The sequence below is a fragment of the Xanthomonas sp. WHRI 8393 genome (assembly GCF_040203315.1).
GTDB classification, from domain to species: Bacteria; Pseudomonadota; Gammaproteobacteria; order Xanthomonadales; family Xanthomonadaceae; genus Xanthomonas; species Xanthomonas arboricola.
This window is the reverse complement of sequence record NZ_JBEGGL010000001.1, coordinates 163,984-177,335: the sequence shown is the minus strand read 5'-3', so window position 1 is coordinate 177,335 and position 13,352 is coordinate 163,984. Positions and strand designations below refer to the sequence as shown.

At 66.0% G+C, this 13,352-nt stretch carries 13 protein-coding genes; 7 read left to right on the top strand and 6 right to left on the bottom strand.

Annotated features, from left to right (window positions below; all coding sequences use genetic code 11):
• Positions 1 to 64: 64 nt before the first annotated feature.
• Positions 65 to 361: a YciI family protein gene (locus ABQ137_RS00700; RefSeq protein ID WP_039529401.1), complete on the bottom strand. Its 297-nt coding sequence runs from the start codon at positions 359 to 361 to the stop codon at positions 65 to 67.
• Between the two features lie 134 nt (positions 362 to 495).
• Positions 496 to 1,299, bottom strand: coding sequence for an SDR family NAD(P)-dependent oxidoreductase (locus tag ABQ137_RS00695; protein WP_349780943.1), 804 nt, complete (start codon positions 1,297 to 1,299; stop codon positions 496 to 498).
• A gap of 233 nt (positions 1,300 to 1,532) precedes the next feature.
• Between ABQ137_RS00695 and ABQ137_RS00690 the strand changes: the two genes are divergently transcribed.
• The 4 genes from ABQ137_RS00690 to ABQ137_RS00675 all read left to right on the top strand — a co-directional run bounded on the left by ABQ137_RS00690 (position 1,533) and on the right by ABQ137_RS00675 (position 3,520).
• Positions 1,533 to 1,970, top strand: a complete 438-nt coding sequence (locus tag ABQ137_RS00690) for a winged helix-turn-helix transcriptional regulator (protein ID WP_349780942.1) — start codon at positions 1,533 to 1,535, stop codon at positions 1,968 to 1,970.
• Positions 1,971 to 2,140: 170 nt separating this feature from the next.
• Entirely contained in the window at positions 2,141 to 2,662 is a 522-nt protein-coding gene (locus tag ABQ137_RS00685) for a hypothetical protein (RefSeq protein ID WP_016902924.1), read from the top strand.
• Positions 2,663 to 2,747: 85 nt separating this feature from the next.
• Positions 2,748 to 3,221, top strand: a complete 474-nt coding sequence (locus ABQ137_RS00680) for a hypothetical protein (RefSeq protein ID WP_228315113.1) — start codon at positions 2,748 to 2,750, stop codon at positions 3,219 to 3,221.
• Entirely contained in the window at positions 3,218 to 3,520 is a 303-nt protein-coding gene (locus tag ABQ137_RS00675; RefSeq protein ID WP_349780941.1) for a type II toxin-antitoxin system RelE/ParE family toxin, read from the top strand. Before ABQ137_RS00680 ends, ABQ137_RS00675 begins: the two co-directional genes overlap by 4 nt.
• A gap of 81 nt (positions 3,521 to 3,601) precedes the next feature.
• Here ABQ137_RS00675 and trhA read toward each other — a convergent pair whose 3' ends face one another.
• On the bottom strand, positions 3,602 to 4,264 hold the full coding sequence (gene trhA / locus ABQ137_RS00670) for a PAQR family membrane homeostasis protein TrhA (protein WP_184432719.1): 663 nt from the start codon (positions 4,262 to 4,264) through the stop codon (positions 3,602 to 3,604).
• A 173-nt stretch (positions 4,265 to 4,437) separates the two neighbouring features.
• Between trhA and ABQ137_RS00665 the strand changes: the two genes are divergently transcribed.
• The gene (locus ABQ137_RS00665; protein ID WP_349780940.1) at positions 4,438 to 6,933 is read left to right on the top strand and encodes a DEAD/DEAH box helicase; all 2,496 of its coding nucleotides are present in this window, start codon (positions 4,438 to 4,440) and stop codon (positions 6,931 to 6,933) included.
• On the top strand, positions 6,930 to 8,438 hold the full coding sequence (locus ABQ137_RS00660) for a ribonuclease H-like domain-containing protein (protein WP_349780939.1): 1,509 nt from the start codon (positions 6,930 to 6,932) through the stop codon (positions 8,436 to 8,438). Before ABQ137_RS00665 ends, ABQ137_RS00660 begins: the two co-directional genes overlap by 4 nt.
• 34 nt (positions 8,439 to 8,472) lie before the next feature.
• On the opposite strand, the gene ABQ137_RS00655 is transcribed toward ABQ137_RS00660, so the two are convergent.
• The 3 genes from ABQ137_RS00655 to ABQ137_RS00645 all read right to left on the bottom strand — a co-directional run bounded on the left by ABQ137_RS00655 (position 8,473) and on the right by ABQ137_RS00645 (position 12,060).
• Entirely contained in the window at positions 8,473 to 9,603 is a 1,131-nt protein-coding gene (locus ABQ137_RS00655) for a saccharopine dehydrogenase NADP-binding domain-containing protein (protein ID WP_349780938.1), read from the bottom strand.
• Positions 9,604 to 9,814: 211 nt separating this feature from the next.
• Entirely contained in the window at positions 9,815 to 11,659 is a 1,845-nt protein-coding gene (locus ABQ137_RS00650) for a M56 family metallopeptidase (RefSeq protein ID WP_349780937.1), read from the bottom strand.
• Between the two features lie 2 nt (positions 11,660 to 11,661).
• Positions 11,662 to 12,060: a BlaI/MecI/CopY family transcriptional regulator gene (locus tag ABQ137_RS00645; protein WP_024940429.1), complete on the bottom strand. Its 399-nt coding sequence runs from the start codon at positions 12,058 to 12,060 to the stop codon at positions 11,662 to 11,664.
• A gap of 439 nt (positions 12,061 to 12,499) precedes the next feature.
• Here ABQ137_RS00645 and ABQ137_RS00640 point away from each other — a divergent pair, with 439 nt between their 5' ends.
• Positions 12,500 to 13,330: a S1 family peptidase gene (locus tag ABQ137_RS00640; protein WP_349780936.1), complete on the top strand. Its 831-nt coding sequence runs from the start codon at positions 12,500 to 12,502 to the stop codon at positions 13,328 to 13,330.
• Positions 13,331 to 13,352: the final 22 nt, after the last annotated feature.

The following is a 13,352-nucleotide window of genomic DNA, read 5'->3' as shown; positions in this document are numbered from 1 at the left end:
CGCTCTGGCCACCGCAACGTGCGGCTGCGATGACGATTTGAGCGTGCCGCCTGCAGCGCGGCGTTTATCCGCGCGCCTTCAAATGCAGCATGGGGTAATGCGCATACTGCCCGACGCCATGTTTGATGATCGGGTCTTGTGCGGTGATGGCGGCAATGTCCTGGTCGTCGGCAATCTGATACAGCGACAGACCAAAGCCGCCGGTTTCATCGATGACCGGGCCATGCGCCAGCAGCACGCCCTCGGCCAGGCGCTGGTCCAGAAACGCGGCATGCTGCTGCATCAGGGCTTTTTCCTGATCCGACATGGTGGCCAGAAAGTCCGCGCGCGGCGGGATGAATTTGCAGAAATACGCTTTCATTCTCGTGTACTCGTGGCAAAGGGGATGCGTCACGGCTTTAGCAAAGCCGTTGATCGGGTGATAACACGGGGGTTTTGTGGGGTTTACTTGATTGAATCAGCGGCTGGATTGGCGCTGCATGTAACGCACAGCACTCAGGCTGTTTTGATGCTTTTGAAAATCGCGCCTTCAAACATCTTTGGCAGGTAACTCTGCAGGAACAGGATCATGCCGGTCATCTTTCCGACCGGGTTGCTGAACTTGGGGTCCTTGGCCTGGATCAGTTTCTGGATGGTGTTCACCACGGCATCCGGTGCTTCTGCAGTGTCGATTCCCTTCTGGGTCGCCGCATTGGCCTGCCTGCGGTAAGCGTTGTAGTCGGCAATGGAGTTGCCGGCGGCAGGGACTGCGTTATGGCCCAGATTGGTCTTGAACCAGACCGGCTCCACCATATTGACCTTGATATTGAACTGGGCAAGTTCGAACCGCAGCGATTTGAAATACCCCTGCACCGCATGTTTGGAGGCCGCGTAATACGACAGGTTCGGCGGCCCGATCAGCGCCACGATGGAACTGACGGTGATGATCTGCCCGCTCCGTTGCTTGCGGAAATACGGCAGCAGCGCGTTGGTGGTTTTGACCGTGCCCCAGAAGTTGGTTTCGAACTGCTGGCGGCCCACGTCGATGGCGGTTTCTTCGGCGATACCGGTGACCATGTAGCCGGCGTTGTTGACCAGCACATCCAGGCGGTCGACCGATTGAAACAGCGTTGTGGCAAATGACTGGATCGAGGCGTCATCGTCGATATCCAGGCGCAGCAGCTTGAAAGGCAGCTTGGCCTGGTGCTTTTCCGGCTCGCGGCTGGTGCCGATGACGTTGAAGCCCTGCTTGTGCAGGTTGGTGGCCAGCAACAGGCCAAACCCTGAGGATGCGCCGGTGATTAGCACTGTCTTTTTCATCGTGGTGTCTCTGAAGGAATGCGGTTTAGGGAAGGTGGAGAAACATCGCCAGCCATCGGCGTGCAGCTGCGCGGTGCCTGACGCTGACCTGCATTGCGGTGTGCGTTGATGCGGACTGCCGCCGCGGTTGCCGCCGCGGCCTGGGCGCCCGTCACCTGCCTGGAACGCGCGGTTGGACTGCCCATGCGCCGCATGCTAGTATCGATTTGATAGTGAGTCAATACGGAAATGATATGAACTCAAAAAATGCGTCGGACAGCCTGTGCCCGATCGCGCGCAGCCTGACCTTCCTGGGCGATGCGTGGACGATGCTGATCCTGCGTGACGCCAATTCCGGGCTGACCCGCTTCGATCAGTTCCGGCAGAGCCTGGGGATTGCCCCGACCATGCTGACCAAGCGGCTGGCGACGCTGACCGAGGAGCGGCTGCTGGAAAAGCGCCTGTACTCAACCCGCCCGCCGCGCGAGGAGTACGTGCTGACCCAGGCAGGGCGCGATTACCTGCCGGTGCTGTTCATGATCGGCGCGTGGGGCCGCAAGCACCGTGGCGAGGGCAAGTTGCTGCGTTTTCTGGATGCGGAAACCGGCACCGAGCTGCAGCCGATCGCCATCGACGCAGTCACCGGTGCAGAGATCGGCACACGCGCGATCCGCATGGTGATGCCGGAATGAGCGCGGCGGCGTGGTTGATGGCTCTCAGCATGCGTTGACGCCTGGCGCGCTACCCTCGCGCGCCCTGGCTGCCTCGACCTGGGCGACTGCGTGACGCGTTGGCGTCCTGCTTGCACGTCGGCGTCGAGGCAAGCCGTACCGCTTTTCCATTCACTACAAGGACGTCACCGTTGTCGCACGTTTCCCTACGCCGCTTCCTGCCGCTCGCCTGTCTGGGCCTGCTGTCTGCCTGCAACGGTGGCACGGCCACCCCCAGCGCGCCGCGCCCGGAGTCCGAGCACTTCACCCTTGCCGAGCTGCAGCAGCTTGGCTGCACCGTCACCGCCACGCCCAAACGCGATGTCCGCAAGATCCCGTTGCTGGGCGAGGTCGATGGCTATGGCGTGACCAGTACCAACGCCTGCGCGACCCACATGATCAGCCTGCTGCAGCCGATGAGCTACGAAGACGCGGTGTGGGAGGGCGCACGCAGCGCCGCCGGCACCTTTGCCAAGGAGCACGGGCTGGAGCGCGAGAGTTATGAAGGCCGGCTCGGTGAGTACAGCGAGATCGAGGTGTTCAGCCGCGGCGGCAAGCCGGTGGGCTTTGAATACAACGTGCAGGCAAAGGGCACGTTGCATTCGGTGGTCGTGCTCTCCGACAGCATCGCGCCGGATGCGGCGTTCGAGGCGGTGATGAAGACCAAGCTGTAGGGCGTGAGCCTGGCTGACAACCGTTAGCTGGCGCGCCAGATCAATGATAAAGTGGCTACCATCTAATCGTTAACTGGATAACGCCATGACGAATCTGGTCAAGCTGGCGACCGCACGTGCCCTTGTCGACGCCAGTGCGGTCAGGCACGCGTCGGTCATCGGGGAAGCCGGTGCCTGGACCGTGCAATTGCAGACCCATGACCAGACCCGTGTGCTGGCCACCAAGGCGAATGCGCCGCGCCGGTTTGGCAGCTTCGAAAGTGCGTTGAAGGTCTTGCGCGAGATGGGCATGCCATTGGACGTGCTTCACGTGGACGCTGCGCAGTGGGACGCCGAGGGCGGCAATGCGAAGCGCCGGCCTGACCGCTCCGAGGCGATGAAGGTCAAGGAGTTGGATGCACGCTATGCGGTGTCGCTACGCACCCAGACCGAGCATGCCCTGGCCGACCCCCGCCCCGCACTCTCCAGCGCGCAGGCGAAGCAGCAGATGGAGACGCTCAAAACGCAACACCGTGCGGCGCTTGAGGCAGCCCTGGCTGCAAAGGGCACGCGTGCGTGAGCGTGGCCTGGAAGCAGAGCGCGCTGGATGCGCGCACCGCGTTGCTCGCTTCAGCATTGGCGCGCGCGATCGAAATCTCCGACCCGCAGATTTATTTCGCCGCATGTGAACAGGACGACCGGATCGAAACCGAGGGCGACGCGCTGGATGGTGCAGCCACCTATCACTCTGGGCCACTGCCGGGAACGCGTTTGTACACCTGCCAGGACGGCAAATATCTCTTGATCTACACACGCGACGGCGACGATGTGCTGATCCTTGCCCTCGTACCTGCGCGCTCTGATTGGAAGCCGACGTAGTCAGGCGATCAATAGATCCATGACGTGTCGATGCTACCGAGCGATGGGCATACGCGACTGCTCGACGACATCGACAGCGCGCTACACCCCGCCCAACGGCTGCAGGCACAACCAGATTGCGCACCAATGCGAGAGCGCGCCGCCCAGCACGTGGGCGTGCCAGATGGCGCGGTTATAGACCAGCGACTTGCGCACGTAGAAGGTGACACCCACGGTGTAGAACGCGCCGCCGGCGGCGATCAGCCATAGCACGGTGCTGTCCAGGCCGGCGAGCAGCGGCTTGATCACCACGATGCCGGCCCAGCCCAGCAGCAGGTAGATCACCACCCAGAAGCCCTTGGCGATGCCGGGCAGGAACAGCTTGGCGAACACGCCGAACAAGGCCACGCTCCACACGCCCAGGATCATCGCCCAGCGCCAGGTGCCGTCGAGGGCGACCAGCAGGAACGGGGTGTAGGAGCCGGCAATCATCACGAAGATGCCGGCGTGGTCGAACTTGCGCAGCATCGGCTGGCGTTGCGGCGGGGCGAAGTTGTACGCCGCCGAGCAGCCGAACATCACCAGCAGCCCCAGCGCGTAGACGCAGGTGGCCAGCAGCATGGTCTGGTTGGCATGCGCGCGCCAGACCATCCAGGCGCCGCCGACGATGGCCAGGAATAGGCCGGCGGCGTGCACGATCACATCGGCACGGCGGGCGGAACGGGTCTTGTAGTGCGGCGCGGTGAGGCTGGGGGAAACGGGCACGGCGGTTCTTCGAAATGGGGGAGCCACAGCGTGCAGGGCAACGGTGACGCGGTGGGGGCAACAGAATACCCGGCTTGCTGAATCCGCTCAGTGACACAGGCTCGCCGGTTCGGCGCTGGTCTCATACCCTGAGACACCTCCCCTGTCTCATGCCCCTCTTTGGGAGCCGCCGTATGCCTCCGTTTGCCCTCGCTCCCCGCACCGAAACCGCCGAACGCGCGCTGGCCACCACCGATGGCCGGCCCAGCCGCGATGGCGCACTGCTCACCGAACGCCTGGAACGGCGCTACCACGACCGCATCACCGGCAGCTTCACCCTGCCCGGGCGCGACGGCCGTTATGCGCCGATTCCTGCCGACGTGCCGGCCGCGCTGGCCGACGCCTTGCGCGCGCGTGGCATCAGCCAGCTCTACAGCCACCAGGCCGATGCCTGGGCGGCCACGCAACGCGGCGAACATGTGGCGATCGTGACGCCCACCGCGTCGGGCAAATCGCTGTGCTACACGCTGCCGGTGGTGAGCGCGGCGATGCGCTCCGGGGCCAAGGCGCTGTACCTGTTCCCGACCAAGGCGCTGGCGCAGGACCAGGTGGCCGAGCTGCTGGAATTGAACCGCGCCGGCGAGCTGGGGGTGAAGGCCTTCACCTTCGACGGCGATACGCCCGGCGATGCGCGCCAGGCGATCCGCCTGCATGGCGACATCGTGGTGAGCAACCCGGACATGCTGCATCAGGCGATCCTGCCGCATCACACCAAGTGGGCGCAGTTCTTCGAGAACCTGCGCTATGTGGTGATCGACGAGATCCACACCTACCGCGGCGTGTTCGGCAGCCACGTCACCAATGTGTTGCGCCGGCTCAAGCGCATCTGCGCGTTCTATGGCGCCAACCCGCAGTTCATCCTGTGCTCGGCCACCATCGGCAACCCGCATGCGCACGCGCAGGCCCTGATCGAAGAGCAGGTGCATGCGATCACCGAGTCCGGCGCGCCCACCGGCGACAAGCACGTGCTGCTGTGGAACCCGCCGGTGGTCAACGCCGACCTGGGGCTGCGCGCATCGGCACGTTCGCAGAGCAACCGCATTGCGCGCATCGCGATCAAGAGCGGCCTGAAGACGCTGGTGTTCGCGCAGACGCGCCTGATGGTGGAGGTGCTGACCAAGTACCTGAAGGACATCTTCGACCACGACCCGCGCAAGCCGCCACGCATCCGCGCATACCGCGGCGGCTACCTGCCCACCGAGCGGCGCGAGGTGGAGCGCGCGATGCGCGCCGGCAATATCGACGGCATCGTGTCCACTTCGGCATTGGAACTGGGCGTGGATATCGGCGCGCTGGATGTGGTGATCCTCAACGGTTACCCCGGCAGCGTGGCGGCGACCTGGCAGCGCTTCGGCCGCGCCGGGCGCCGCCAGCAACCCGCGCTGGGCGTGCTGGTGGCCAGTTCGCAGCCGCTGGACCAGTACGTGGTACGGCACCCGGATTTCTTTGCCGATGCCTCGCCCGAACATGCGCGCATTGCGCCGGACCAGCCGCTGATCCTGTTCGATCACATCCGCTGCGCGGCGTTCGAATTGCCGTTCATTGCCAGCGAGCCGTTCGGGCCGATCGACCCGCTGGTGTTCCTGGAAGCGCTGGCCGAGAGCGAAGTGATCCACCAGGAAGGCGACCGCTGGGAGTGGATCGCCGACAGCTACCCGGCCAATGCGGTGAGCTTGCGCTCGGTGGCCGACGGCAACTTCGTGGTGGTGGACAAGAGCGACGGCAAACAGCAGATCATCGCCGAGGTGGATTATTCGGCCGCCGCGCTGACCTTGTACGAAGGCGCCATCCACATGGTGCAGAGCACGCCGTACCAGGTGGAGCGGCTGGACTGGGAAGGCCGCAAGGCCTATGTCACGCGCACCCATGTGGACTACTACACCGACAGCATCGACTACACCAAGCTGAAGGTGCTGGACCGCTTCGACGGCGGCGTGGCCGGGCGTGGCGACTCGCATCACGGCGAGGTGCATGTGGTGCGGCGCGTGTCCGGCTACAAGAAGATCCGCTATTACACGCACGAGAACATCGGCTACGGGCCAGTCAATCTGCCCGACCAGGAACTGCACACCACTGCGGTGTGGTGGCAGCTGCCGCAGGCCACGCTGGGCAAGGCGTTCGCCTCCAAGCAGGATGCGCTGGATGGTTTTTTGGGTGCGGCCTATGCGCTGCACGTGGTGGCCACGGTGGCAGTGATGGCCGATGCGCGCGACCTGCAAAAAGCGGTGGGCAATGGCGACGGCGCGTGGTTTGCGGTGGCCGACCAGACCGGGCGCGGACAGCTGCGCGGCGTGGACGAAGGCGAAGAAGGCGCGGTGGAATTGCAGCAGGCCTTCGTGCCCACGGTGTATCTGTACGACAACTTCCCCGGCGGGGTGGGCCTGAGCGAGCCGCTGTGGCTGCGCCAGGCCGAGCTGCTGCAGCGCGCCGACGAGCTGGTGCGGCGTTGCGACTGCAGCGCCGGCTGCCCGGCCTGCGTGGGCCCGGTGCTGGCCGCGCATGAGGAAGGCAAGGGCGAGTCGCCCAAGTCATTGGCCTTGACCGTGCTGGCGCTGTTGTTCGATGCGGATACGCCATTGCGGCATGCCACCCAGGTGGACGACGACCTGGCGCTGGACGTGCTTGCATGAGCGTGAGTGCAGACCGGTTGCGCTTGTTGCGGCGTCAGGCCGGGCATGCCGATGTGCCGGCGCCAGCGCCAGTTGCAGATGGCGCTGCAGTGGATGGTGCGGATGTTTCCGCTGCGGGCGATGCGCAGGCCGATGCCCACCCGCTGCGCGCGGCAGCGGTGGCGCGCACCTCGGGTGATGCAGTCGGTGCGGATGCAGTGGCAGGCGATGCGCACACGCGTGCCGCAGGTGACATGCCCGCGGCGGCGCAGCCGATGCGTGCGCCGGCAGCGCCGGTGCCTGGCAGCGATCCTGGGGTGAGCGCAGAACGCTTGCGCCTGCTGCGCCGCCAGGTCGGCGGGCTGACACCCACGGCGCGCAAGGACGATGCGGTGATGCCCACGCGTGCGCAACGCCAGCCTGCGCCGGGTGCTGCTGCGTCTGGGTCACGCGCTTTGCCGCGCGAGGCGGCTGTGCGAGGCACGCAGCCCGGCAGCGCAGAGGCGGCCGGTGCGCCGCGCACCCCGCCCACCGCACCGGCCATGACGCGCCGCGCCCTGCAGGCTCCGGTTGCTGCAGCGCCTGCGCGCGATAGCTCGGCGTTTGCCTGGGTGGACCACGATGTGCGCCACAAGCCCGCAGGTGCAGCGGCCAATGCGGCAGCGCGCGTGCCGGCGATGCGCGCGACACCGGCTGCACCCACATCCAACCCGCCACCGCAGCGACGTACCGATATCGCCGGCCTGCGCAAGATGATCGGCCTGCGTGAGCGCGCGGTCTCGGCACACGCGCCGGTACGCGTGGCGTCCACCGATCGGCATCTGCCCGGCAACGAGATCGCGCCCGGCCTGCACCTGATCGAAGCCTTCCTGCCGCAGGCGATCCCGCGCCAGGCGCTGTCGCTGGCCTTCGCCAAGCGCGAGGACGCGGTGGACCCGATGGATCTATTGTTCTTCGACACCGAAACCACCGGCCTGGCCGGCGGCACCGGCACGCGCGCCTTCATGATCGGCGTGGCCGATTGGTACACCGACGCTACGCAGGGCAGCGGGCTGCGCGTGCGCCAGTTGATGATGTCCACGATGGCGGCCGAAAGCGCGATGCTGGATCTGTTCCGCAGCTGGCTGTCGCCGCAGACGGTGCTGTCCAGCTACAACGGCCGCTGCTACGACGCGCCGTTGTTGAAGACGCGCTACCGCCTGGCGCGCCGCGGCGACCCGATCTCTGCGCTGGACCATGTGGACCTGCTGTTCCCCACCCGGCGCCGTTATCGCGGCACCTGGGAGAACTGCAAGCTGTCCACCATCGAACGGCAGCTGCTGCGCGTGGTGCGCGAAGACGACCTGCCCGGCTCCGAAGCGCCGGCCGCCTGGCTGAGCTACCTGCGCGGCGGCAGCGCGCGCAACCTGCGCCGCGTGGCCGAGCACAATCACCAGGACGTGGTGACCTTGTCGCTGCTGATGCAGCGCCTGGTGGCAGTGGAAGCGCAGGACCGTGACGTGATTCCGATGCTGGAGACGCCCTGACAACAGGCCGTCATCGGCCGTGGCGCCAGCGCACTCACACAGGCACTTCCAACAGCTCGGTCACCATCTGCCACGCCGCGAACTCCTGCTCGAATTCGGCCAGGGTCAACAAGCCCATGCAGGCATGCGCGCCGATCGGTAATGCCTGCCCTGCGGCAAGCTTGCGCACCAGCAGGATGGCGGCGAAGCAGGGAATCTCAGGGCCGTGCAGCATCGCAGCGGTGAGGTCCCACTGCAGTCGCAGCGGCCGGGGATCGCCAGCCTGGGGATGGCTCATGCCTCGCAGCTCCACGCGCATGCCACCGAGGTCGGTGCCGAAGCGGTCAAACCAGCGTGCCGCACGTGCAAACACCTCGGCCAGGCGCGCCATCGGCAATGGCACGCCGTGCTGACGCAGCCAGGCGACACCGGCCAGGCAGCGCTGCAGGAACGGCACCTCCAACGCCGCGCGAAACTGCACGCTCTGTACGCCCGGATAGCGCTGGGGCAGCAGATCGTGATCGGGCACATCGCATGGCGACGCAAGCCGCGGCGCGAGCTGGGCGAACTGCACGCGCATGGGTCTGGCCCAGCCCACCACCGTTTGCCAGCGGCCCTCATGCAGCCATGTGAACGGCGTGCCGCAGTACGACAACACCGCACGCACGGTGGCCAGGCCAAGCGGTGTGCCTTGCGCGGGTGCGATCACCATGCGGATGTCATGCAACGCCGAAAAACGCGGCAGCAAGGCATCGATGACCGCGCTCGACAGCGCGGGCAAGGTGCTGGCGCCGCTGATGGCCACACGCTGCGCTTGCCTTGCCGCTGCATCCACTGCCGCGGGGAAATCGCGGACGAACGCGCGGCCGTCGGCCAGGTCGATGTAGTGCATGCCGGCCTGCAGGCAGGTGTGCGCCACGGCGTAATCCTGGCCCTGGAACGGGCCTGCGGTGTGCACCACCGCATCGGCGGCAGTGGCCGCCAGTTGCGCGGCAAAATCGCTTGCGTCGATATCCAGGCGACAGCACGCGATGCGACCGGGTGCCACATCCGGCCACGTGGCCGCCACATCGCCGGGATGCCGTCCGGCCGCGATCACCTGCAGTTGCGCCGTCGCCGCCAGCGCCCGCACGATGCGCGCGCCGAAATGCCCGAAGCCCCCCAACACCACCACCCGGTACGTCATTGTCTGCTCGCCGTCTGCGCCTGTTGCGCAGTATCGGCGAGTCGCGGCGTCACCGAGTCACCAGCGCTGTGTGTCGCCCGCCGCGCGTGCCTGCACGGCGCGTGCGGCGCCGAGCCGGTTTGACGCCCGTCACTGCCTCCGGCCGAGAGGGCGCCAGCTGCTCGCCGTCTGCGCGTGCTGCACAGTCCCGGCGAGCAGCGGCCTGCGGCGATCAGCCCTCGATCTGTGTGGCCAGCCCCTGTGCGATCGCCTCGCGCATGATGCGCTGGGCTTCCTTGTCGGCGCGCACGCTGGCGGCGGCCTGCTGGCTGGCCAGATCTGCCTGCTCGGTGGCGAGCGCCGCCTGCTGCCTGGCCAGCGCCTGCATCCGCTGTTGGGCGCCGCTGCGCTGCATGGCCTGTTCGGCCTGGCGTACTGCGCGTTCTGCTTCCCGCGCCGCACGCTCGGCGGCCTGCTGTGTGCGCGCATCGGTGTCGAGCAAGGATGCATTGACGTGCTTTGCGGCCGCGTCGGCAGCACGTGCACCCAGCTCACCCATCTGCGCACCCAACTCGCCCTGCTGCTCGCCGAGCTCGCCCTGGCGCTCGCCCAGCGCGCCCTGCGCCTGGCCCAGTTTGGTGACTGGCGCATACACCGCATTCAAGCGCTTGAAGGTGTCGGGATCGCGCACGACGTATTGCTTGCCATCCTTGCGGAACCACATCAGCTGGCCATCCTTGCCGGCCAGACGACGCACATGCTTGAGATCGTCCACCGAGCCATTCATGACGCTGTCGTTGCCCTGCAGCAGCACGTAGGCATCGCGGTCGGGGTCATGCGACAGGTTGATCTGGCCGTGCGTGGAGGTGGTGGTGAAAGTCTGGCTGGTGGATGACGCCGCTGCAGCCGGTGCGGCGGCGTTTGCCGGTGCGGCGGTTGCTGCCGCAGTTGCCGGTGCAGCTGCAGCGGCGGCAGTGGCCGGTGCCGCTGTGCTGGACACGCCGGCAGCGGGCTTGGCCGGGGCGACCGCTGGTGCGGCAGCAACAGCCGGCGCGGCGGGCATCGCCACCAGGCGCAGCGGCAGCACGCCGGTGATGGCCACCGCGCCCAGGATCAGGGCCGCGCCAAACCGCGGGAACGAGGTCGGGTTCTGCAACATGAGCAATCTCCGTTTGAGGCTGAGGAAGGACGGCGAGGCGCTGGCCACGCCGCCGTGCGGGCGCGGTGCCACGCCCAGTTGCAGCAACAGCCGGCCATAGTCGTGCCGGCAATGACGGTGGCCTGCGACCACCGCGGCATCGCAGGCGGCCTCGCGGGCAGTGGCGTATTCGCGCGCGGCCAGATGCACCAGCGGGTGGAAGAAGAACAGGTGCTGGGCCAGCGACGGCAGCAAGCCCCACCACAGATCGCGCCGGCGCAGATGGATCAGTTCATGGGTCAGCGCCATATCCAGATCGTCGTCGGCCATGTGCGGCAGGCGTGCGGCGGGCAGCAGCAACACCGGGCGCCAGGGCCCGATCAACTGCGGCGAGGCAATCTGCTGCGACAGCCGTATTTCCGGCGGCTGCGACAGGCCATGCGCTTCTGCGGCCATGCGCAGTGCGGCGACCAGGGCGCGATCGGTGCACGGTGCGGCAGCGCGTACCAGGGCACGGCTGCGTCGGTATGCGCGCAACGTGCCGAGCGCCATCACTGCAACGCCGGCAACCCATAACGCGGCCAGCCACAGCGCCCAGGACGGACCGCCTGCACCCTGCAGCACGTCTGCCGCGCCCGCACTGGCCACCGCGCTGGCGCCGGATGCGCTGGCATTGGCCATCACCATCGGCGCCAGGCTGTCGCCGGCAATCAAGGCAGGCGTGGGCGTGGCTGCGGGCAACACCGGCAACTGCAGCGGCGCGTTCCACAGCAGGCCGACCACGGCCTGCACTCCCACCAGCCACCACAACCAGGTCTGCGTGGTGGCCGGCAGCCGCCGCACGCTGCGGCACAGCGCCCACACCGCCAACGCCAGCACGGCGGTCTGCATGCTGGTGGCGCCCAATTTCCAGAGCAAGGCTTCGATCATCGGCGACATGCTCAATCCTCCTTGCGCTGCGACTGCAGCTTGGCAACCAGGGCTTCGAGCTCGGCCAGCTCGCTGTCGCTGACCTCGGCGCGCTGCGACATCCACGCCACGAACGGCGACACCGAGCCCTGCAAGGTCTTTTCCACGAACTGCCCCACCGCCGAGCGCACCACCGCGTCCTGCCCGCTGGTGGCGCTGTAGCGATACATGCCGTCCACCTGCTCACGGCGCAGAAAGCCCTTGGCGCGCAAGCGCTCCATCATGGTCAGCACGGTCGAGCGCGCCAGCCCACGCGGCTCACCGAACGCGGCCGCCACTTCGCCGACACTGGCCTGCCGTTGTTCTTCGATGTGTTGCAGCAGGGCCAGCTCCTGGTCCCCGATGGTCTTGCCACGCATGCCGCTCTCCATGACTACAGTTGTCGCTACCGTAAGCGTGACGACAACTGTAGTCAATAGGTCGGATGGCAGGGGGACGGTACAGATGAAGAATCAGACGGAAAGCCGTGACGAAGAGGTTCGCCAAGATTGGCGCCTCCGACGGACCGTTCCCCACTGCAAGATTTACCAACCTGACGGAGCCAACCGGGGCATCAGGGCTGCGTCAGTTATCGCTCCTCAGCGGACAGCCGACTCGAACTTGCTGCCGCGCATGCATGCATCTCAAGGTTGGCGATGGAGTCAAAGGCTGCTACCGGCTTCAGACATCGTTTCCTGGAGTTCGTCGTTCACCAGCGCGTTTCGTCAGATTGTGTGCCCTATCTTGAGCCTGCTCAGCTATGTTGCGCCGGGATCTGCAAGCACATTGCAGATGGGGCTCAGATCAATACCTACAAGGACGTGCGGACACATGAAACGCTGGCTGTTTGTTGCTTTGCTCACCCTTTCATTCGGGGCGAACGGCGTTGTCATTCGTGCCGATGTTGACGACTCAAATTATCGAATCGATCAATCCGCGTTTCCAGCTCTGGCGGACATGCCAGGCGAAGGGCACGGCGTCCTTATCGCGCGGAAGTGGGTCCTCACCGCCGCACACGCGGCTCCCATGGACGGCATGGACGCGGAGGTGGTCATCAACGGGAATGCCTACAAAGTTGCTCGGGTCTTCGTCCACCCTGGCTACAAGCGCATGCCCGACGCACTGGGCCAAGAAGCGTTGAAGTCCGGCGATCCGTCCAGAATTCATGCCTTTCTGGCAGGTTCGGATGACATTGCTTTGATCGAATTGGATGCACCTGTTGAGCAGGTTGTACCGGTCGCTCTTTATCGAGGTGGCGATGAGGTCACGGAAGTCGCCATGTTTGTAGGAAAGGGGGCAACCGGCAATGGCATTAAGGGGCAGATTCCCGGCTCTCCACATCGTGGCGCGCTGAGGCGGGCTTACAACGCCATTACTGGAGCGAACGACCGCTATCTCTGGTATCGATTCGATCCCCCTGCACAGGAGCTTCCCCTCGAAGGTGTATTGGGAAGCGGTGACAGCGGCGGCCCGCTCGTGGTGCAAGGTCAGGGCGCCTGGCAACTCATTGGACTGGGATCTTGGATCACGGCAGTTCCGGAACACGCGCTAGAGGCCGGTTTCTATGGGCAAATGGTCTATAACGTCCGCATCTCGCGATATGTCACCTGGATCGATGACGTGATGTGTGCGGCAGATGGAGCCTCCTGTGCGGAGAACTAGCCAGCGCCGCTGCCACTAGCGC